Source organism: Blastococcus sp. KM273129, from assembly GCF_021698995.1.
GTDB lineage: Bacteria > Actinomycetota > Actinomycetes > Mycobacteriales > Geodermatophilaceae > Blastococcus.
This window is the reverse complement of sequence record NZ_SSXB01000024.1, coordinates 30,586-50,565: the sequence shown is the minus strand read 5'-3', so window position 1 is coordinate 50,565 and position 19,980 is coordinate 30,586. Positions and strand designations below refer to the sequence as shown.

The window sequence follows — 19,980 nt, the reverse complement described above, 5'->3', positions numbered from 1 at the left end:
AGGGTGGGGATGGCGGCCCGCGCCACGTTGGTGGAGAGCTTCCACCAGTCGGTCTCGAGCTTCTCCAGGGCGCTCAGGGGGACGGCGCCGCGGTCGTAGACCTGCTGCGCCTGGTCGCTGATCACCGACATCCGCTGGATGCCGAACGCGCCGACGCCCACCGTGGTGAGGGCGACGACGAGGATCGAGCCGAGCAGCCGGCCACGCAGTCCGATGCCGGACACCCCCCGCCGGGTCTCGCCGGTCCCCGGCTCAGCCGTCGCCGCGGGGTCGTGCGCGTGATCCATGCCTGCTCGCTTCCGTGAGGTCGGTCGATCCTCCAGGACCGTCGTGCTCCCTTTCGGTAGGCGATCGGCCGGAATGCAGTCGAGCGGTGTACCGACTCCACCGACGGGCGGCGAGCGGGCGCGGGGCGAGCGGCGGGGCGGATCAGAGCGAGGCCAGGAACGCCGCGACGCCGTCGTCCTCGTTGGTGCCGGTGACGTCGGTGGCGACGGCGAGCAGGTCGGGGTGGGCGTGGGCCATCGCGACCGCCCGGCCGCCGCCGTCGCGCACCCACTCGAAGGCGGCGATGTCGTTGGGCATGTCGCCGAAGACGACGACGTCCTCCGGCCCGACACCGTGCCGGGCCGCGACCCGCGCCAGCCCTGTCGCCTTGGTCACCCCGGGAGCGGAGATCTCGGCCAGCGCGTCGGTCGAGGAGGTGGTGACCGTGGCACGGTCCCCGACGACCTCGTCGACGAGGCGGACGAAGGTGTCCCGGGTCATCGACTCGTGCCGGGCCAGCAGCTTCGCGACCGGCTGCGCGACCATCTCCGCCAGCGTCGCCTCGGCCACACCGGGCGCGTCGACGTCCCACCGCGGCCGGTAGATCGGCTCGTGACGGAACTCCAGGCCGTACTCGACCGCGAACCAGGTGTCGGGCTGGCGCCGCCGCAGCTCGGTGGTGACCGACTCGAGCACCTCGGGCCCGAGCGGCTCCTCGTGCACGATCTCGAACCGCTCGAGGTCCAGCAGCACCGCACCGTTGCAGCACACCGCGGTGCCGGTGCCCAGGACCTCGCGGATGCGGTGCATCCAGCGCGGCGGCCGGCCGGTGGCCAGGACGACCGGCACCCCGTCGGCCCGCCAGCGCGCGAGCTCGGCGACCGTCGCCTCGCTCACCGTGTCGTCCCAGCGCAGCAGGGTGCCGTCCATGTCGCTGGCGATCAGCCGCGGCTTCCAGTCAGACATCGCGCAACCGGTCAGACATCGCCCAGCACCGCCTCCAGGTAGCGGGCGACCCCGTCGACCTCGTGCCCGCTGGTCAGGTCCGCGGTCAGCGCCTTGACCGCCGGGTGCGCGTTGGCCACCGCGACCGCCCGGCCACCGGCGTCCTTGACCGCCGCGAGCATCGGCAGGTCGTTGGGCATGTCGCCGAACACCAGCACGTCACCGAAGCCGACGCCGTAGCGCTCCAGCGCCATCGCCAGCCCGCTGGCCTTGGTGATCCCCGGGGGCAGCACCTCGATGAAGCCCAGCCCCGCGTGGGTGAGCTCGGCGTCGGCCGGGTCGACGACGGAGCGGGCCCGGGCCAGCAGCTCGTCCTGGCCGAGCGCCGAGGAGCGGAGGAACACCTTCAGCACGGCGCGCTCGGGCAGCACCCGCCCCCGCGGCAGCAGGTGCGCTGGCTCCGGGTAGGGCCAGTCGAAGCCGTGCTGCACGCGCAGGCGGGCGTGCACCTCGCCCTGCTCGGCGGCGTCCTCGACGGCGAGGAGCAGGTCGCCGGCCACCGCCTCGATCTGCTCGACCACCCGCTCGGCCTGCCCCCGCGGGAGCGCGACGGTGCGCAGCACCTCGTCCCGCTCCAGGTCGACGACGAACCCGCCCTGCGACAGGACGGCGATGCCGCGGCCGTCGAGCGCCACCCGCACGCTGTCGAGCAGCCGGGGCCCGCGGCCGGTGACGCCGATGACCGGGATCCCCGCGTCCCAGCAGGCATCCAGCGCCGCGCGGGTGCGGGGGCTGACCTCGCCGTCGGGGCCCAGCAGCGTGCCGTCGAGGTCGCTGGCCACCAGCTTGGGCCGCCAGGGGCCCAGGTCGCCGAGCTCGACGACGGTGCCGGCCCCCTCGAGGACACCGTGGGCGCGGACGGCCCGCGGCGTGGTGCCCGTCATGCGGTCGGCACCGGGGCCACCAGCGTCATGCCGGGGGTGAGCTCCGCGACGCCGCCCAGCCAGGGCCGCAGCGCGACCGGCACGTGCACCGACCCGTCGGCCCGCTGGTGCACCTCCAGCAGGCAGGCGATGGTGCGGGCGATGGCGCACAGCGTGCCGTTGAGGGTGGCGGCGGTCTGGTTGCGGCCCTCGGCGTCCTTGTAGCGGATGCCCAGCCGGCGGGCCTGGAAGGTGGTGCAGTCCGACGTCGACGTCAGCTCGCGGTAGGTGCCCTGGGTGGGGAACCAGGCCTCGATGTCGTACTTGCGGGTGGCGCTGGTGCCGAGGTCGCCGGCGGCGATGTCGACCACGCGGTAGGGCAGCTCCAGGGCCTGGAGGAACTCCTCCTCCCACGCCAGCAGCCGCAGGTGCTCGGCCGCGGCGTCCTCGGGCCGGCAGAAGCTGAACATCTCGACCTTGTCGAACCAGTGCACCCGGATGATGCCGCGGGTGTCCTTGCCGTAGGAGCCGGCCTCCCGGCGGAAGCAGGAGGACCAGCCGGCGTAGCGCTTCGGCCCGCCCGCCAGGTCGAGCACCTCCCCGGAGTGCATGCCGGCCAGCGCCACCTCGGAGGTGCCGACGAGGTACAGGTCGTCCCGCTCGATCCGGTACACCTCCTCGTCGTGCTCGCCGAGGAACCCGGTGCCCTCCATGGCGCTGGGCTTGACCAGGGCGGGCGCCACCACCGGGGTGAAGCCGGCGGCGACGGCGCGGCTGATCGCCAGCTGGGCCAGCGCGAACTCCAGCAGGGCGCCGGGGCCGGTGAGGAAGTAGAAGCGGGAGCCCGAGACCTTGGCGCCGCGCTCCATGTCGATCGCGCCGAGCTTCTCGCCGATCTCGATGTGGTCGCGGGGCTCGAAGTCGTAGGTGGGCACCTCGCCGACGGTGCGCAGCGTCACCGCGTCGTCCTCACCGCCGGGCGGGACCTCGTCGGCGACGACGTTGGGGATGCGCAGGTGCACCTCCCGCAGCGCGGCCTCGGCGGCGCGCTGCGCCTCCTCTGCCTCCTTCACCTCGGCGGCCAGCGCCTTGGCCCGCTCCAGGACGGCGGGGCGCTCCTCGGGGGTCGCCTTCCTGACCGCCTGCGAGGCGCTCTTCTGCTCGGCGCGCAGGTCGTCGCCCCGCTTCACCGCGTCGCGGCGGGCGGCGTCGGCGGCCAGCAGCGCGTCGACCAGGGACTCGTCGGCGCCGCGGGCACGCTGGCTGGCACGGACGACGTCGGGGTGCTCCCGCACCAGGCGCAGGTCGATCACGGAGCCATGGTGTCATCCGGGCCCGGGCGGCGTGCCCGGCAGCAGGGCGCGGCGGGCACGCAGGGCGTCGCCGGGCGTCCCCCCGTGCGCACCGGCTCGGCAGGACCTCGTCGTCGCCGGCGTCGCGGGGTCCCTACCCGACCGTGCCACCGCGGCGCTCCCGGCCGACCCGCCGGCGGGGCACCGCAGACCCCCGGGCAGTCGCGCTCTGCCCACACCGGCGGGGCAGAGCGCTACTGCCCCGGACTCACTCCGGGCGTTCCTGCGGATCGGGGACAATGGCCGCCATGCGCTTCCTGCAGCGGCCCTCGCACGACCTGACCTACGCCGACGTCTTCATGGTGCCGGCGCACTCGACCGTCGGGTCGCGGCTGGAGGTCGACCTGCGCACCCCCGACGGCGTGGGCACCACGATCCCGATCGTCGTCGCCAACATGACGGCGATCTCCGGCCGGCGCATGGCCGAGACCGTCGCCCGCCGCGGCGGCCTCGCCGTCCTGCCGCAGGACATCCCGGTCGACGTCGTCGCCGAGGTCGTCTCGTGGCTCAAGACCCGGCACCCGGTCTACGACACCCCGATCACCCTCTCCCCCACCTCGACGGTGGGCGAGGCTCTGTCACTGCTGACCAAGCGCGCGCACGGGATCGTCGTGGTCGTCGAGGGCGGCGCCCCGGTCGGCGTCGTCACCGACGGGCAGTGCCAGGGGGTCGACCGGTTCACCCAGCTCTCCGAGGTGATGACCCGCGAGCCGCTGACCATCCCGGCCGGCACCGATCTCACCAAGATCTTCGACGTGCTCTCCGGCGAGCGGGTCAGCGCGGCGCCCGTCGTCGAGGGTGACCGGCTGGTCGGCGTCATCACCCGCAAGGGCGCGCTGCGCTCCTCGCTCTACACCCCGGCCGTGGACGACCGCGGCCACCTGCTCACCTCGGCCGCCGTCGGCATCAACGGCGACGTCGCCGGGAAGGCCGGCGCGCTGCTGGCCGCCGGGGTGGACGTGCTGGTGGTCGACACGGCGCACGGGCACCAGGAGAAGGCGATCGAGGCGGTCCGCGCGGTCCGCTCGGTGGCCGGCGCCGCGCCGGTCGTCGCCGGCAACGTGGTCACCGCGCAGGGCACGCGCGACCTGATCGAGGCCGGCGCCGACGTCGTCAAGGTCGGCGTGGGCCCCGGCGCCATGTGCACCACCCGCATGATGACCGGCGTCGGCCGGCCCCAGTTCTCCGCCGTCGAGGAGTGCGCCGCCGAGGCGCGCTCGCTCGGCAAGCACGTGTGGGCCGACGGCGGCGTGCGGCACCCCCGGGACATCGCGCTCGCGCTCGCGGCCGGCGCGGCGAACGTGATGGTCGGCTCCTGGTTCGCCGGCACCTACGAGTCCGCCGGCGACGTGCACGACGACGGCGGCCGGCTCTACAAGGAGTCCTTCGGCATGGCGTCGGCGCGGGCGGTCAAGGCCCGGACGGCGACCCAGACCGGGTTCGAGCGGGCGCGGGCCGGGCTGTTCGAGGAGGGCATCTCGTCGTCCCGGATGTACCTGGACCCCCAGCGCCCCGGCGTCGAGGACCTGATCGACCAGATCGTGGCCGGCGTGCGCTCCTCCTGCACCTACGCGGGCGCGCGCACCGTCGACCAACTGCACGAGCGGGCGGTGCTGGGGGTGCAGAGCTCGGCCGGCTACGAGGAGGGCCGGCCGCTGCCGACCAACTGGTGAACGCGCTCCCGCTCCAGCAGTTCGAGGAGCTGGTCGCCGACGCGCTGGACCAGGTGCCGGTCGAGCTGATGGCGCTGCTGGACAACGTCGTCGTCCTGGTCGAGGACCGCAACCCCGACGAGCCCGAGCTGCTGGGCCTGTACGAGGGCTACGCGCTGACCGAGCGGGGCTGGGACTACGGCGGGGCGCTGCCGGACCGGATCATGATCTACCGCGAGGCGATCTGCGACGTCTGCGAGACCGAGGACGACGTCGTCGACGAGGTCACGATCACCGTCGTCCACGAGATCGCGCACCACTTCGGCATCGAGGAGGACCGCCTCCACGAGCTCGGCTGGGGCTGACTGCGGCGTTTTGTGCACATAACGCCCCGGGGGGCGATCACACGTCGGCCCCGGCCGCTCCGAGGGCCCTAGTAGCGTTCGAGGACGTGCCCGAGAACAGCGCCGGCCGGCTGCCCATCAAGATGCTGCACGACCGCGTCCTGGTGTCGCTGCGCAAGGAGGACGGCGAGCGGCGCTCGACCGGCGGCATCCTCATCCCGGCGACCGCCCAGGTGGCCAAGCGGCTGGTGTGGGGCGAGGCCAAGGGCGTGGGGCCGTCGGTGCGCCAGGTGAAGGTCGGCGACCAGGTGCTCTTCTCGCCCGAGGACCAGCACGAGGTCGAGGTGCACGGCGAGGACCTGGTGATCCTGCGCGAGCGGGACGTGCACGCCGTCGCCGCCGAGCGCATCGAGGAATCGACCGGCCTCTACCTCTGAGCCGCCCCGGGTTCGGGCCGGGTCTCGCGGGCGTGCGCCTCGATCACCCCGGTCATCCCGGTCAGGAACCGGCGGACGACGGCGAGCTCGTCGTCGGAGAACTCCTCCATCGCCACCAGCAGGTCCCGCTGCAGCCCGCCGAAGAACTCCGCCCCCGCGGCCATGGCCTCCGGTGACATCTCCAGGGTGACCCGGCGGCGGTCGGCGTCGTCCCGGACCCGGCGCAGGTGCCCGGCGCGCTCCAGGCGGTCCACCAGCGCGGTCACCGAGGCCGAGCTGAGCTCCACGGCCGAGCCGAGCCGCCCGGCGGTGAGCGCCTCCCCGCGGCGGGCGGCGTCCATGACCGCGACCAGCGCCCGGACGTCGGTGCGCCCCAGCCCGTGCAGCCCGGCGAACCGCTGGCCGACTGCATCCAGTTCCACGGTCAGCCGGCGAAGGAGCAGCGCCAGCTCCTGCCGCGCGGGATCGACCTCGCCCACCGCACCTCCGTTCGCGCGCGGCCCGGGACCGCTCTAATCTCTCGATCATCGAGATGATCGACCGTCAAGGAAACACGATGCCGCGCCGCACCTCAGCCCTCCGCTGGATCCTCCCCGCTCTCGTCGCCCTGCTGTGGCTGGGGCTGGCCGGCCCGCTGGGCTCGTTCAGCGGCAAGCTGGCCGAGGTCTCCGAGAACGACTCCGCCGCCTTCCTGCCCGACAGCGCCGAGTCCACCCGCGTCACCGAGCTGCAGCAGCAGTTCCGCACCGAGCGCACGCTGCCGGTCATCCTGCTCTGGGAGAGCGAGGACGGCGCCCTCGACCGGGCCGCGCTGGCCGAGGCGCAGCAGCGGGTCGACGAGGCGGCCGCGATCGCGGAGGAGGCGGGCGCCCTGGTGGGGCAGCCGTCCCCGCCGATCCCGTCCGAGGACGGCGAGGCGCTCCAGGCCGTCCTGCCCTTCGACCCGGACCTGGGCGAGGCGCTCCCCGAGGTCATCGGCGACCTGCGCGACCTGCCCGGGATCGACGGCACGACCGCGTACGTGACCGGCCCCGGCGCCATCTTCTCCGACTTCGCCGAGGGCTTCTCCGGCATCGACGGGCTGCTGCTGGTCGCCGCGTTCGGCGTCGTCCTGCTCATCCTGCTGGTCGTCTACCGCAGCCCGCTGCTGCCGCTGCTGGTCATCGGCACCGCCGGCCTGGCCCTGGTCGTCTCGCTCGCGGTCGCCTACTTCCTGGCCGACCAGGGCTGGATCACCGTCAACGGCCAGAGCCAGGGCATCGCCTCGATCCTGGTCGTCGGCGCGGCCACCGACTACGGGCTGCTGCTGGTCGCCCGCTACCGCGAGGAGCTGCGCCGCGAGCAGTCCCCGGCCGCCGCGATGCGGGTGGCGCTGCGGCAGTCGTGGGAGCCGGTCCTCGCCTCGGGCGGCACGGTCATCCTCGGCGTCCTCTGCCTGCTCTTCTCCGACCTGGGCTCCAACCGCGCCCTCGGCCCGATCTCCGCGGTCTGCATCGCCTTCGCCATGCTGGCCGCCCTCACCTTCCTGCCGGCCGTGCTCGTGCTGCTGGGCCGCGCGGCGTTCTGGCCGTTCCGCCCGAAGTACGGCGAGGAGCACGCCCGCGGGCGCGGCTGGGAGCGGGTGGCCTCCTCGGTCGGCCGCCGCCCGGGCCGGTACCTCGCCGGCAGCGGCGCCCTCCTCGTCGTCATGGCGCTCTTCCTCCCGGCCTTCGACGCGGACGGCATCCCGCTGTCGGAGGCGGTGCGCGGCGGCTCCGAGTCCGGCGCCGGCCAGGAGGCGCTGGCCCGCCACTACGAGGCCGGCTCCGCCAGCCCCGCGGTGATCATCACCCCGGCCGACGGCTGGCCCGCCGTCGCCGAGGCCGCGTCCCAGGTCGACGGCGTCGCCGGGGTGGCGCCGTTCACCGGCGAGCCGGGCGGTCCGCCCGGGGCCGGGGACGCCGAGCCGGTCGAGGTGGACGGCCTGGTCCGGCTCGACGCCACCCTCGCCGACGCCCCGGACAGCGAGGCCGCGCAGGACACCGTCGCGCAGCTGCGGACGGCGGTGGGCGGCATCGACCCGGAGGCCCTCGTCGGCGGCTCCACCGCCCAGGACCTGGACACGCAGGAGACCGCCGCGCGCGACCTGGCGGTGATCGTGCCGCTGGTGCTGCTGGTGATCACCGTGGTCCTGGCCCTGCTGCTCCGGGCGGTCGTGGCGCCGCTGCTGCTGGTGGCGACGACCGCGCTGAGCACCGCGGCGACGGTGGGGGTCGCCGCGCTGGTCTTCGAGCACCTCTTCGACTTCCCGGGTAGCGACCCGCAGGTGCTGCTCATCGGGTTCGTGTTCCTGGTCGCGCTGGGGATCGACTACAACATCTTCCTGATGACCCGGGCCAGGGAGGAGTCGGTCCGGCACGGGGCGCGCGAGGGCGTGCTGCGGTCGCTGGCGGTCACCGGCGGGGTCATCACGAGCGCCGGGCTCGTGCTGGCGGCCACCTTCGGCGCGCTCACCGTGCTGCCGCTGGTCATCCTCATTCAGCTCGGCTTCCTCGTCGGCTTCGGCGTCCTGCTCGACACGTTCGTCGTCCGGTCGCTGCTCGTGCCGGCGGCCGTGCACCTGATCGGCGACACGGTGTGGTGGCCCGGGAAGCTCGCGCAGGGCCCGACCGAGCCGGCCGCGCCCGACCGCGAGCTCACCGGCGCGGCCGCGGGCTGACGGGGGCATGGTCTGCCGGCACGGCGTTCGGGCAGGCTGTGTCCGTGACGACTGCGGAGCAGCTCCGGATCGCGGTGCTCGGCCCGGGCGGTGTCGGCGGGCTGCTGGCCGCCCTGCTGGCGCGGGCGGGGCACGCGGTCACCTGCCTGGCCCGGCCGGCGACCGCCGCGCACCTCGGCGAGCAGGGCCTGCACGTGACCAGCGACCGGTACGGCGAGCTGACGGCCCGCGTCCGCGGCGCCGAGCGGCTGGACGGGCCGGTCGACGTGCTGCTGGTGACGACGAAGGCCACCCAGCTGGACGAGGCGCTCGACCGCGTGCCGGCCGGGGCGCTGGGCGGCGCCGTCGTCGTGCCGCTGCTCAACGGCGTCGAGCACCTGGCCGCACTGCGCGGGCGCTACCCGGCCGCGAGGGTGGTCGCCGGCACCATCCGCGTCTTCGCCTCCCGCCCCGCGCCGGGCGAGATCCGGCACGAGGGGCAGCTGTGCGCGGCGCAGCTCGCCCCGGGCGCCGAGCCGCTGGCCGCTGCCCTGACCGCGGCCGGGGTGGACGTCGCCGTCCGCCCGGACGAGGCCGGCCTGCTGTGGGACAAGCTCTGCTTCCTGGCCCCCATGGCGCTGCTGACCACGCGGCACGCGGCCGACCTGGGCGCCGTCCGCGAGCAGCACGGCGCGGAGTTCACCGCCGTCATCGCCGAGGTGGCCGCGGTGGCGCGGGCCGAGGGGGCCGCCGGCGACGCCGCGGCGACGCAGGAGTTCGCCTGGTCGCTGCCCGGCGGCATGCGCTCGTCGATGCAGCGCGACGCCGAGGCGGGGCTGCCCACCGAGCTGGAGGCGATCGGCGGCGCGGTGCTGCGGGCGGCCGACCGGCACGGCGTCGACGTCCCGGCCACCCGGCTGATCGTCGAGGAGCTGCGCGCCCGCCTGCACTGATCGGGCTCAGCCGGCGGTGGAGACCCAGGTCAGCACGGCACCGCCGACGACCACCCAGAGCAGCGGGACCCGGTTCACCCAGCGGGCGGCGACCTCGTGGCGGGTGCCGAACAGCACCCAGGCGGTGACCGCCGTCCCCACGGCGACGAACGGGTAGCCGAACCAGGCGTAGACCAGCAGCGCCGCGAGCGTGGTGCCCGCGCTGCCCGCCGCCATGACCCCGCCGACGGCGACCATCGACCACGGCAGCAGGAACAGCACGTACAGCCCCTGCAGCACGCCCAGCTCGATCGCGCCGCGGCTCAGCTGCCGCCGGCGCGGACCCCGGCCAGCCACTCCCCGGCCTCGACGAACGCCGCGTCGGAGGACCCCGGCGGCACCGCCCGGTTCTCCCGGCCGTCGGCGCGGGCGTAGGACCCGAGGAAGCGGACGTCGTCGCACACCCGGTGCAGCGCGGCCAGCGCCTCGCCCACCCGCGCGTCGGCGACGTGCCCCTCGCAGTCGAGGGAGAACGAGTAGACGCCGAGCCGCTGCCGGGTGGGCCGCGACTCGATGCGGGTCAGGCTGATGTCGCGGACGGCGAACTCGCGCAGCACGTCCAGCAGCGCCCCGGTGCGGTCCCCGACGACGACGGTCAGCGAGGTCTTGTCGTTGCCGGTCGGCGCGGGCAGCCGGCCGGGCGGCCGGACCAGCACGAACCGGGTGACGGCGCCCGCGGTGTCGGCGACGTCGTCGGCGAGGACCTCGAGCCCGTACCGCTCCGCCGCGATCGCCGCGCAGACGGCGGCGTCCACCTCGCCGGCGGCCACCGCCGCCGCGGCCGCGGCGGTCGAGGCGGTGGGCAGCGGCCGGATCCCCGGCAGCAGCCCGGCCAGCCGCCCGGTGGTCTGGGCGAGGGCGTGCGGGTGGCTGGCGACCGACCGGACGTCGGAGAGCGATGTCCCCGGCCGGACGGCGAGGACGAACGCCACCTCCAGGTACACCTCGCGGGTGATCACCAGCGGGTCGCCGTCGGCCAGCCCGTCCATGGTAGCCGGCACCGACCCCTCGACGGAGTTCTCCAGCGGCACGAGGGCGGCGTCGGCGTCCCCCGAACGGACGGCCGCCAGCGCCGCGGCGACACTCGGGTGGGGGTCCCGCCGTCCCCCGGCGGTGGCGATCGCCCTGCTCAGGGCCGCTTCGGCGAAGGTACCCTCGGGCCCCAGGTAGGCGAACCGCGTCGGCGGCGGACTGGGTGGCATCCCGGGCATCCGACGAGGGTAGTGCGCACGGAACGACGTGGTCGCCCGGCCCGGGTAGGGGTGCCGGGGACCGGTACCACCGGCCCTCCGGGGCCCCGCCGCGGAGGGAGGGATGCGTGAGCCCCGGACCGGCCCGCGTCGCCCCCGGCGACCTGCAGAGCGCCCTCTGGCGGCTGCTCGACGCCAGCGACCGGGAGGACCCCGCCCCGTTCCTCGCCCTCGCCGACCGGGTCGACGAGGCCTTCCCCGAGACCTCCTGGCCGACCTGGCAGGCCTGGCGGCACGCCTTCGGCGCCCGGCGCGCCCTGGTGGACGGCGACACCGCCGCGGCGTCGTCCGCGATCGCCGCGGCCCGCGAGCAGCTCGACGCCTGCCCCGTGTCCGCCGGGACGGCGCTGCTGATGGCCTACCTGGCGCACGTCGAGACGACCGCCGACCACCTCGACGCCGCGATGCTGCTCGCCGTCGACGCCAGCCTGCTCACCGACAGCCCGTCGCTGCCGCCCTCCCGCGCCCTGCTGCAGGCGCACCGCTGGCTGTCGCTGACCCTCTCCGCCCTGGACCTGGAGGAGCTCGCCGTCCACCACGCGGTCCGCGGGCACCAGGTCGCCGCGGCGCTGCCCGACGTCGGCGACCGCGGGCTGCTGCTCCTGCTCGCGGCCCGCCAGCACGTCGAGCTCGCCCAGACCATGCGCCGCCGCGGGGAGGCCGAGCGCGCCGCCGAGCTGGCCGGCGAGGCGATCACCTGCGCCACCGCCGCGCGCGAGCTGGACTGGTCCCCCGAGCAGGCCGACGCCGACCTGCTCGACGTCGTGCAGGCCTGGGCGCTGATGTGCAGCGGCGACCCCGACGCCGCGCTGGGGCCGCTCCGCCGGGTCCGGCGAACGCTGCAGCGGGACGGCGGGCTGTGGCTGCGCGGGTACGCCGACCTGGCGCTGGCCCGCGTGCTCTCGGCCGTGGCCGCGCGCGACGGCCGCACCGCCCCCGGCGAGGAGGCCATCGACCTGCTGGTCGACGCGTCCGGGGCGTTCGCGGCCGCCGGCGACCGCCGCCGCTACCGGCAGAGCCTGCTGGAGCTGGGGCAGGGCAACGCCGACCTGGGCCGCCCCGCGGAGGCGCTGCACTGGCTGGAGGCCTACCGCGCCGACACCGGCCGCGCGCACGCCCGCAGCCGGGAGCTGTGGGCGGAGATGTTCGTGCGCCGCAGCCGGCTGCGCGAGGCCGAGCGGCAGGAGGCGGTGCTGCGCCGGCACGCGCTGGAGGACCCGCTCACCGGGCTGGGCAACCGGCGCAGCGCCGAGCGCCGGCTGGGCTCGATGCGGCTGGGCGAGGAGCCGCTGTCGCTGGCCGTCGTCGACGTCGACCGGTTCAAGAAGGTCAACGACGACACCTCGCACACCCACGGCGACGCCGTGCTGCGGCGGGTGGCCGACCTGCTGCGCGAGCACAGCCGCACCGGGGACGAGGTCTACCGCTGGGCCGGTGACGAGTTCCTCGTGGTGCTGCCCACCGCCACCGAGGCCCAGGCCGTGGTGGTCATGGAGCGGCTGCGGTCGGCCGTCGCCGGGGCCGACTGGGGCGACCTGGAGCTCTCGTCGCCGGTGACGGTCAGCATCGGCGTGGCGACGGCGCCGGCGGCGGCCGAGGGCCAGCCCAGCCCGGTCGCCGGCTGGCGGTCGCTGTTCGACACCGCCGACCTGCACCTGTTCTCCGCCAAGCGCCTGGGCCGCAACCGGGTGCGCGCGCACGGCCCCGCCGAGGCTCCCCCGGACCGGGGGGCGGGCGGGTGACCACGCTGCACGCGTGGGACGGGAGGGACGCGTCGGACGGGGGACGGCGCGTTTCCCGTGACGTCCTCGACACGCTCGGTGACGACATGCACAGTGCGCTCGTGCCACCGGGAGCCCTGCACCAGCGGGTGACCGCCGCCCTCAGCAACTGGCAGCTCGACGACGCCGAGCGGCTGCTCGCCGGGGTCGAGCGGGACCCCTCGCCCTACGTCGCCGCCACTCCTGCGCCCGACGCGCCCGAGGGCGCCCCGGCGTCGCTGGGCCGCGCGTGGGCCGACACGCTGCGCGCCGAGCTCCTGGTGCGCCGGCTGCGCGTCGCCGGGTTCACCCTCGTGGGTGAGCCCGTCTCCCCCGCAGGGCCCGCCCTCGACCTGCACGCCGGTGTCGCCGGGCTGATCGACGGCTCCCCCGACGACCCGGACGCCGACCCGCGCGCGGAGCAGGCCTCCCGCGCCGCCCTCGCGATCGCGCTGGTCCGCTCGGCGAAGGCCGCGTTCGACGCCGCCGACGACGCCCTCCAGCGGGCCGCGGGCCTCGCTCGGCACGCGCGCATCGAGCTGCTCTCGCGGCGCATCGACGCCGCGATGGACGAGGCGGTGGAGGCCGCGAGCCTGCTCGACCCGGAGCTCACCCCCAGCCCGCTGCTGGTCGACACGCTGGGCACGCTGGCCGGGGTGCTCGCCGACCTGGAGCTCATGCCGCTGGCGCTGGACTACCAGCGGCGCGCGCTGGAGGCCGCGCAGGCGGTCGCGGCCGGCCCCGCCGCGGAGCCCGACCGCGACGTGCTCGTCGCCGTGGCCGCCACCCGGCTCGGGGAGCTGTGCGCCGAGCTCGGCGAGGGGCTCCTGGACGACGGCGCCCCCGAGTCCGCCGCGCCCTACTTCGCCGAGGCACGCGCGCTGGCCGAGCAGGCGCTGGTGCAGCTGCCGCCGGAGTCGCCCGGCGTCGTGGCGGCCCAGGTCGTGCACGGGTGGGCCCTGGTGGGCATGGGCGAGCAGGTGGCGGCGGTCGGGCCGCTCCGCGCCGCCGTCCGGCAGGCGACCGCCACCGCCGACCGCGACCGCACCGCCTCCGCCGAGCTCGCCCTGGGCCGGGCGCTGCGCCGGCAGGGCGAGGGGCGGGCGGCCGACGAGCACCTGGTCGCCGCGCTCACCCTGGCCACCGAGCACGGACTGCCCCGGGTGCGCCGGGCCGCGCTCCGCGAGCTGTGCACCCTGCACGCCGACCTCGACGACGCCGGGCGGGCGCTGCCGTACCTGCAGGCCTACCTGGCCGACGAGCTGGACCGGGTCGACGAGCGGCGCACCCGCTGGGTGGAGCTGTTCGGCCGGCGCAAGAGCCTGCTGGAGACCGAGCGCGCCGCCGGGCAGCTGCGCCGGCAGGCCTACGAGGACCCGCTCACCCACCTGCCCAACCGGCGCTACGCCGAGGCGCGGCTGGACGGGCTGCTCGCCGCCGGCGACGTGCCGGCGCTGGCCGTGGTCGACGTCGACAACTTCAAGGCGATCAACGACACCGCCGGGCACCCGGCCGGCGACGCCGTGCTGCGCACCGTCGGCGAGCTGCTGGTCGCCGGCGTGCGCGACACCGACGAGGTGTGCCGCTGGGCCGGCGACGAGTTCGTCATCCTGCTGCCCGAGACCACCGCGGAGCAGGGTGAGCGGGCGCTGGAGCGCATCCGGGCCGCGGTCGCGCGCTACCCGTGGGTGGACCTCGGCCTCGACGTCCCGGTGACCATCAGCGCCGGCATCGCCTCGGCCACCCGGGGCGACGACCGCAAGACCCTGTTCGCCGCCGCCGACGGCGTGCTCTACGACGCCAAGCGCAGCGGCCGCGACCGCGTCGTCCGGCTCTCCGCGCTCACCCAGACCCGGGCGGCCGACGGCGCCGCCCCGGCCCCCGCACCCGGGACGCCGGCCCCGCGGACCACCCCGGACGGCGACGCCGCCCGCGCCGTCGCCGCCGTCCGCGAGGAGGCCGCCGGGTTCGCCGCGCTGCTGGGCGAGCCGCACCCCCCGCTGGGGCGTCCCCACCCGGGCGAGCCGCTCCTCGTGCCCGATGCGACCGTGCGCCGCCCCGCCGAGGAGGTCGGCCCGGCGGTGGTCCGGGCAGCCGGCCGCAGCACCGAGCAGGTGCTGGCCCTCGTCCGCGACGCCCGGCGCGACACCCCCGACCGCCCGGTGCTCGTCGTCCGGGCGGCCCCCGCGACCCTGGTGGCGCTGGCCACCGAGCACGGCTCCGGCACCACCGTGGACGGCGCCGCGGAGGCCGCCGCCGTCGGCCCGCTGCCGCGGCCGGCCGGCCGCACCGCCGTGCTGCGCACCGACGGGGCCGACCCCGTCGCCACCGCGGAGGCCGCCTTCGTGGCCCGGGTCGCGGGCACCGAGGTGGTGCTGGTCGAGGGCGACCCGCTCCCGGAGGACGCCGACTGCCTGGTCGTCGTCGCCGGCGCCGACGCCGCGCAGGTCTCCTCGATCGCCGCCCGCACCGACGTGCCGGTGGTGGCGGTCCCGACGTCGGCCGCGCACCCCGGCGGGCTGGGCGGGCTGGGCGCGCTGGTGTCGATGCTGCACCCGGCGGGCTCCGGTGTCGTCGTCACCGCGGTGGACGACGGCTGCTCGGCCGGCATCTTCGCCGCCCGCGTCGCACGCAGGAGCGCGCGGACGTCGTCATGACCATCGGGTGGCTGGACCTGGCGGCGGGCGCCTCGGGGGACATGCTGCTGGGTGCCCTGGTCGACGCCGGGGTGCCGCTGGACGTGCCGGCGCGGGCGGTGGCCGCGCTGCCGGTCGAGCCGGTGCGGCTGACCACCGAGCAGGTCACCCGGCACGGCCTCGGCGCCACCCGGGTGCACGTGCACGCCCCGCCGTCGGACGTGCGGCGCACCTGGGCCGACGTCCGGGAGCTGCTCCGGTCCGCGGCGCTCCCGGCACCGGTGCGCGACGGCGCGCTCGACGTGTTCGAGCGGCTGGCCGTCGCGGAGGGCCGGGTGCACCGCGTCGACCCGGCGGAGGTGCACTTCCACGAGGTCGGCGCGCTGGACGCCCTGGCCGACGTGGTGGGCGTGGTCGCCGCCTTCGAGCACCTGGGCCTGTCGCGGCTGACCGCGTCGCCCGTCGCGCTGGGCAGCGGCACGGCGCGCGGGTCGCACGGCGTCGTCCCCGTCCCCGGCCCGGCCGTGCTGGAACTGCTCGCCGGGGCGCCGGTGCACGCCGGGGCGGTCCCGGCGGAGACGTGCACGCCCACCGGCGCCGCGCTGCTCGCCGCCCGGGTGGAGGAGTGGACGACGCTGCCCGCCCTCCGCGTCGAGCGGGTCGGCGTGGGCGCCGGCGCGCGCGACCCCGAGCAGCAGCCCAACGTCGTCCGGCTGGTGCTGGGCCACGGCGGCGACCCCGCGCCGGCCCGCCCGGTCGTGCTCGAGGCCAACGTCGACGACCTCGACCCGCGGGTGTGGCCCGGCGTCCTCGACGACCTCCTCGCCGCGGGGGCGTCCGACGCGTGGCTCACCCCGATCCTGATGAAGAAGGGCCGCCCGGCGCACACCCTGTCGGTCCTCTGCCGGCCCGAGGTCGTGCCCGCCGTGCAGGCCGCGGTCTTCGCGACGACGTCGACCATCGGGCTGCGGGTGGTCGAGGTCGGCAAGGTCGCCCTGGAGCGGGTGCAGGCCACCGTGGAGGTGCTCGGCGCCCCGGTCGGCGTGAAGCTCGCCGTCTCCGGCGGTGAGGTGGTCAACGTGAGCGTCGAGTACGAGGACGTCGCCGCGCTGGCCCGCGCCCGCGAGCTGCCGGTCAAGGAGGTGCTGCGGGCCGCCACGGCCGCCGCGGAGGCGGCCCACCCGGTGGGCCCGCGCGCCGCGCCGCCCCCGCTCTGGGGTTGATCCCGGCTCACCGCGCCCGCAGCCCGGCAGCCGCCACCGGTCCCACCGCGAGCACGAGCAGCCCGACGGCGCCCGCGCCGCCCACCGCCCACGCGGCGAACACCAGCAGCGAGGACAGCTCCACGCCCACCCCGGCCACCGAGGTGATCGTCGCCCGGTACGGCCCGCTGATCCGCCGCTGCAGCTCGGCCTCCGCGGCCACCAGCACCGCCAGGTAGACGCCGTAGGCCACGGCGAGCACGGCGACCACCAGCAGGCCCGCCGTCGCCGCGGCCAGCAGCAGCCCCGCGCCCGCCGCCAGGAGCAGCGCCCCCAGCAGTCGGCCCGGCGGCCGCACCAGCCGCCCGCCCGCCGCCGCGCCGGCGGCCCCGGCGAGCGAGACGGCCAGCACCGCCACCGGCACCGCCACCGCGGGCACGCCGCGGTCGGCCACCAGCACCGGGAAGTACTCCTCCACCCCGTCCAGCCCGCCGACCAGCGCCACGGCCACGACGGCGGCCAGCAGGGCGGGGCGGCGCAGCGCGACGCCCGGGCGCGCGGCGGGCTCCTCGTCGTCCGCGCCGCCGGCCACGGCCTCGGGGAACCGGAGGGCGAGGCCGGCGGCGGCCAGGCAGACGGCGGCGCTCGCCCAGCCGACCAGCGGGAAACCGCCGAGGGCGTGCAGGGCGGTCGCCGCCAGCGCCGTCGGCACCTGCACGAGCAGCTCGGCGGCGGTCATGGCGGCGTTCACCCGGGCGAAGCAGCCCGCCGCGCCGACCGCGGCCAGCCCGTCGTGCACGAGCGCCTCCGCGGTGCCCGACGTGCCGGCGCCGGCCAGGCCCCACAGCACGAACCCGGCCGCGAAGGCGCCGGTCGAGGGGGTCGCCGTCCACAGGGCGAAGGCCGCCGCCTGCAGCACGCCCGCGAGGGCCAGCACGCCCCGGCGGGACCACCGGTCGGCGAGCAGCCCGGCCGGGACCTCGGCCAGCAGGCCGGTGACCGACCAGAGGCCGAACAGCAGCGACAGCTCGGCGGCGGAGACCCCGGCGTCGAGGAACAGCAGGGCGTAGAGCGGGTACAGCGGCACCCACTCCGACAGCGCGGCCCAGCCGATGGCCAGGCGGGTGAGCGGTCTGGCCGCCGGGGGCAGCGGGGGCGGTGCGGATCAATGTCGGCGCATGACCGGCACGGTAGACCCGGGACGGCCCGAGCGCACCGGTGTTCCACGGGAAACCGCCGGACGCGGATGACCCGTGCGGGGGAAGTGACACGCCGGGGCTCAACCGCCGTAGCGTGCGCGCCGTTGCGAAACTGGACGGACCGGAAGCGCCGGTCCTGCCCGCGGGGGGACACGAGATGACGAGCACGGCCGAGCCCGCGCCGGTGCCCACGCGTCCGGACGCCCGCGAGGCGGACTCCGAGCTGCCCGTCATGGACGCCGACCCCGCGCTCCAGGGCCTGGTGCGGGTGGCCGCCGCGGTCACCGGGACGCCCTGGGCCTCGGTGATCACCATGGACACCGCCGTCATGCACGTCCTGGCGGTGCACGGCTTCCGCGGCGCCTCCTGGCCGCGCGAGGGCTCCATGGTGGCGACCGTGCTCGCGCGGGGGCCGGGGGTGCAGACCTGCGACGACCTCGCGCTGGAGCCGGCGTTCGCCGGCAGCCCGTGGCTGGACGGGCGCCGCGCACGGATGCGCGCCTTCGGCACCGTCCCGGTGGTCGTGGACGGCCGCACGGTGGCGGCGGTCTGCGTCTTCGACGTGGTGCCGCACGCCTTCACCGACACCGAGCGCGCCCGGCTGGCCGACGTCGCCGCCGCGGTGGCCGCGCTGCTCCGCGTGGGGCAGCAGGCGCGCGAGCTCGCCGACCTCGCCGCCGCCAGCCAGCTCGCCCGGGCCGAGACCGCCCGGGCGCACCAGGAGCTGGCCCGCTCGACGGCCTTCACGCGGTCCCTTCTCGAGGTGCTGCCCGTCGGCGTGGTGGGCGCGGACGCCGCGGGTCGGGTGACCCTCTTCAACGCCGCCAGCCGCCGCTGGCACGGCCTCGACGCCGACCCGACGGTGGAGCCGGCGGACATCCCGGTCACCTTCGCCCTCACCGACGTCACGGGGCAGCCGCTGACCCCCGAGCAGGTGCCGCTGGGCAGGATCTACGCCGAAGGGCGGATCGACGACGCCGAGATGGGCATCGCCCTGCCGGGCCGGCCGTTCCGCCGCATCTCCTGCTCCGGCGTGCAGGTGCACGGCGCCGACGGCGACCTGCTCGGCGCCGTCGTCACGCTCTCCGACGTCACCGAGCAGCGGGCCCTCGAGGACGCGCTGCGCGACGCCGCGCTGCACGACCCGCTCACCGGCCTGCCCAACCGCAACCTGCTCCTCGACCGGCTGGACCAGACCCTCGCCGCCGCGGAGCGGGCCCGCCGTCCGATGGCGGTGCTCTACTGCGACCTCGACGGGTTCAAGCCGGTCAACGACACCGCCGGGCACGCCGCCGGTGACGAGGTGCTCGTGGAGGCCGCCCGCCGGCTGGCCGCGGCGATCCGCCCCGGCGACACGGTGGCGCGGATCGGCGGCGACGAGTTCGTCGTCCTCTGCCCGGAGGCCGGCTCCGAGCGGGCCGCCCAGGTCATCGCCGACCGGATCACCGCCGCGTTCGACGCCCCCCTCCGCCGCCCCAACGGCGATGTGCACGCCGTCGGCATCAGCATCGGGGTGGCGCTCTGCGGGCCCGGCGAGACCCCGGACTCCGCGCTGGCCGCCTCCGACGCCGCGATGTACCGGGTGAAGGCGGCCCGCCGGGGCGCCCGCGTCCCGGCGCCCCGCCCGGTGACCGATCCCACCGTCCCCGCTCCCTGACCCGGCCGTCCGGCGGCCGCTACCGTGGACCGCCGAGAGGTCGCCTGCCCGAGCCCCGCCCGGCAGAGCCGTGCGAGGAGGGTTCCCGTGATCTGGTCGGTCGTGCTGGCCGCCTTCGTCCTGGTGCTGCCGGTCGAGCTGCCCGACAAGACGCTGTTCGCCAGCCTGGTGCTGGCCACCCGCTTCCCGCCGCTGCCGGTGTTCGTCGGCGTCGGCACCGCCTTCGGCCTTCAGGTGGCGATCGCGGTCACCGCGGGGTCGCTGCTCTCGCTGCTGCCCGAGGCGCTGGTCACCGGCGTCGTGGCGCTGCTGTTCCTCGCGGGCGCGGTGATCCTCTGGCGCAGCGCCACCGCGGGCGCCGAGGACGCCGGCGCGGCCGCGGACGCCCGGGAGCGGACGTCGTTCCTGAGGGCCGCGGCGATCTCCTTCGGCGTGCTGTTCGCGGCCGAGTGGGGCGACCTCTCCCAGCTCGCCACCGCCGGGCTGGCCGCGCGCTACGAGGAGCCGCTGTCGGTGTTCGTCGGCGCCTGGGCCGCGCTGCTCGTGGTCTCCGGGCTCGCCGTGTTCCTGGGCAAGAAGCTGGCCGACCGGCTGCCGATCCCGCTGATCCGCCGGGTCGCCGCGGGCCTGTTCCTCGTGTTCGCCGTGGTCGCGGCCGTCGAGACGGTCCGCGCGCTCACCTGACCG

17 protein-coding genes and 1 pseudogene are annotated in these 19,980 nt (G+C 76.6%); 10 read left to right on the top strand and 8 right to left on the bottom strand.

Annotated features, from left to right (window positions below; translation table 11 throughout):
- From E9565_RS09525 to serS, 4 genes and pseudogenes are all read right to left on the bottom strand, one after another.
- A pseudogene (locus E9565_RS09525) lies at positions 1-287 on the bottom strand (MCP four helix bundle domain-containing protein); the annotation flags it as partial.
- 142 nt (positions 288-429) lie between these two features.
- Positions 430-1,233, bottom strand: coding sequence for an HAD family hydrolase (locus tag E9565_RS09520; protein WP_236826383.1), 804 nt, complete (start codon positions 1,231-1,233; stop codon positions 430-432).
- Positions 1,234-1,244: 11 nt separating this feature from the next.
- Entirely contained in the window at positions 1,245-2,156 is a 912-nt protein-coding gene (locus E9565_RS09515) for an HAD family hydrolase (RefSeq protein WP_236834799.1), read from the bottom strand.
- Positions 2,153-3,448, bottom strand: coding sequence for a serine--tRNA ligase (gene serS / locus E9565_RS09510; RefSeq protein WP_236826381.1), 1,296 nt, complete (start codon positions 3,446-3,448; stop codon positions 2,153-2,155). Before serS ends, E9565_RS09515 begins: the two co-directional genes overlap by 4 nt.
- A 287-nt stretch (positions 3,449-3,735) precedes the next feature.
- Here serS and E9565_RS09505 point away from each other — a divergent pair, with 287 nt between their 5' ends.
- From E9565_RS09505 to E9565_RS09495, 3 genes are all read left to right on the top strand, one after another.
- A complete protein-coding gene (locus tag E9565_RS09505; RefSeq protein WP_236834797.1) occupies positions 3,736-5,160 on the top strand; it encodes a GuaB1 family IMP dehydrogenase-related protein in 1,425 nt (474 codons plus the stop codon).
- Complete coding sequence (locus E9565_RS09500) at positions 5,157-5,504, top strand: metallopeptidase family protein (protein ID WP_236826379.1); 348 nt, start codon at positions 5,157-5,159, stop codon at positions 5,502-5,504. Before E9565_RS09505 ends, E9565_RS09500 begins: the two co-directional genes overlap by 4 nt.
- A gap of 86 nt (positions 5,505-5,590) precedes the next feature.
- Positions 5,591-5,920 (top strand): co-chaperone GroES, encoded by a 330-nt coding sequence (locus tag E9565_RS09495; protein WP_236826378.1) that lies wholly within the window; start codon positions 5,591-5,593, stop codon positions 5,918-5,920.
- Here the strand turns inward: E9565_RS09495 and E9565_RS09490 are convergent.
- On the bottom strand, positions 5,911-6,399 hold the full coding sequence (locus E9565_RS09490) for a MarR family winged helix-turn-helix transcriptional regulator (protein ID WP_236826377.1): 489 nt from the start codon (positions 6,397-6,399) through the stop codon (positions 5,911-5,913). The genes E9565_RS09495 and E9565_RS09490 overlap by 10 nt on opposite strands.
- A gap of 77 nt (positions 6,400-6,476) precedes the next feature.
- Here E9565_RS09490 and E9565_RS09485 point away from each other — a divergent pair, with 77 nt between their 5' ends.
- Both E9565_RS09485 and E9565_RS09480 read left to right on the top strand, forming a co-directional pair.
- A complete protein-coding gene (locus E9565_RS09485; protein WP_236834795.1) occupies positions 6,477-8,618 on the top strand; it encodes an MMPL family transporter in 2,142 nt (713 codons plus the stop codon).
- A 44-nt stretch (positions 8,619-8,662) separates the two neighbouring features.
- Positions 8,663-9,550, top strand: a complete 888-nt coding sequence (locus E9565_RS09480; RefSeq protein WP_236834793.1) for a ketopantoate reductase family protein — start codon at positions 8,663-8,665, stop codon at positions 9,548-9,550.
- Positions 9,551-9,556: 6 nt separating this feature from the next.
- Here E9565_RS09480 and E9565_RS09475 read toward each other — a convergent pair whose 3' ends face one another.
- Both E9565_RS09475 and pheA read right to left on the bottom strand, forming a co-directional pair.
- Complete coding sequence (locus tag E9565_RS09475) at positions 9,557-9,829, bottom strand: hypothetical protein (RefSeq protein ID WP_236826374.1); 273 nt, start codon at positions 9,827-9,829, stop codon at positions 9,557-9,559.
- A 23-nt stretch (positions 9,830-9,852) separates the two neighbouring features.
- Entirely contained in the window at positions 9,853-10,800 is a 948-nt protein-coding gene (gene pheA / locus E9565_RS09470) for a prephenate dehydratase (RefSeq protein WP_236826373.1), read from the bottom strand.
- 107 nt (positions 10,801-10,907) lie between these two features.
- On the opposite strand from pheA, the gene E9565_RS09465 reads away from it, so the two are divergent.
- From E9565_RS09465 to larC, 3 genes are all read left to right on the top strand, one after another.
- Entirely contained in the window at positions 10,908-12,581 is a 1,674-nt protein-coding gene (locus E9565_RS09465; RefSeq protein WP_236834791.1) for a GGDEF domain-containing protein, read from the top strand.
- Positions 12,582-12,682: 101 nt separating this feature from the next.
- On the top strand, positions 12,683-15,256 hold the full coding sequence (locus E9565_RS09460; RefSeq protein ID WP_236834789.1) for a diguanylate cyclase domain-containing protein: 2,574 nt from the start codon (positions 12,683-12,685) through the stop codon (positions 15,254-15,256).
- Positions 15,253-16,458: a nickel pincer cofactor biosynthesis protein LarC gene (gene larC / locus E9565_RS09455; protein WP_236834788.1), complete on the top strand. Its 1,206-nt coding sequence runs from the start codon at positions 15,253-15,255 to the stop codon at positions 16,456-16,458. Before E9565_RS09460 ends, larC begins: the two co-directional genes overlap by 4 nt.
- A gap of 7 nt (positions 16,459-16,465) precedes the next feature.
- Here larC and E9565_RS09450 read toward each other — a convergent pair whose 3' ends face one another.
- Positions 16,466-17,524 carry an MFS transporter gene (locus E9565_RS09450; RefSeq protein ID WP_236826369.1) on the bottom strand — a complete coding sequence of 353 codons (1,059 nt, stop codon included), beginning with the start codon at positions 17,522-17,524 and terminating at the stop codon, positions 16,466-16,468.
- 269 nt (positions 17,525-17,793) lie between these two features.
- On the opposite strand from E9565_RS09450, the gene E9565_RS09445 reads away from it, so the two are divergent.
- Positions 17,794-19,293, top strand: a complete 1,500-nt coding sequence (locus E9565_RS09445; protein ID WP_304505899.1) for a diguanylate cyclase domain-containing protein — start codon at positions 17,794-17,796, stop codon at positions 19,291-19,293.
- Positions 19,294-19,380: 87 nt separating this feature from the next.
- Positions 19,381-19,977 (top strand): TMEM165/GDT1 family protein, encoded by a 597-nt coding sequence (locus E9565_RS09440; protein ID WP_236834786.1) that lies wholly within the window; start codon positions 19,381-19,383, stop codon positions 19,975-19,977.
- Positions 19,978-19,980: the final 3 nt, after the last annotated feature.

Coding starts and splice junctions, on each gene's coding strand:
- E9565_RS09505 (WP_236834797.1), top strand. CDS start 3,736: ATGCGCTTCCTGCAGCGGCCCTCGCACGACCTGACCTACGCCGACGTC.
- E9565_RS09515 (WP_236834799.1), bottom strand. CDS start 2,156: ATGACGGGCACCACGCCGCGGGCCGTCCGCGCCCACGGTGTCCTCGAG.
- E9565_RS09520 (WP_236826383.1), bottom strand. CDS start 1,233: ATGTCTGACTGGAAGCCGCGGCTGATCGCCAGCGACATGGACGGCACC.
- larC (WP_236834788.1), top strand. CDS start 15,253: ATGACCATCGGGTGGCTGGACCTGGCGGCGGGCGCCTCGGGGGACATG.
- pheA (WP_236826373.1), bottom strand. CDS start 10,800: ATGCCCGGGATGCCACCCAGTCCGCCGCCGACGCGGTTCGCCTACCTG.
- E9565_RS09445 (WP_304505899.1), top strand. CDS start 17,794: ATGACGAGCACGGCCGAGCCCGCGCCGGTGCCCACGCGTCCGGACGCC.
- E9565_RS09485 (WP_236834795.1), top strand. CDS start 6,477: ATGCCGCGCCGCACCTCAGCCCTCCGCTGGATCCTCCCCGCTCTCGTC.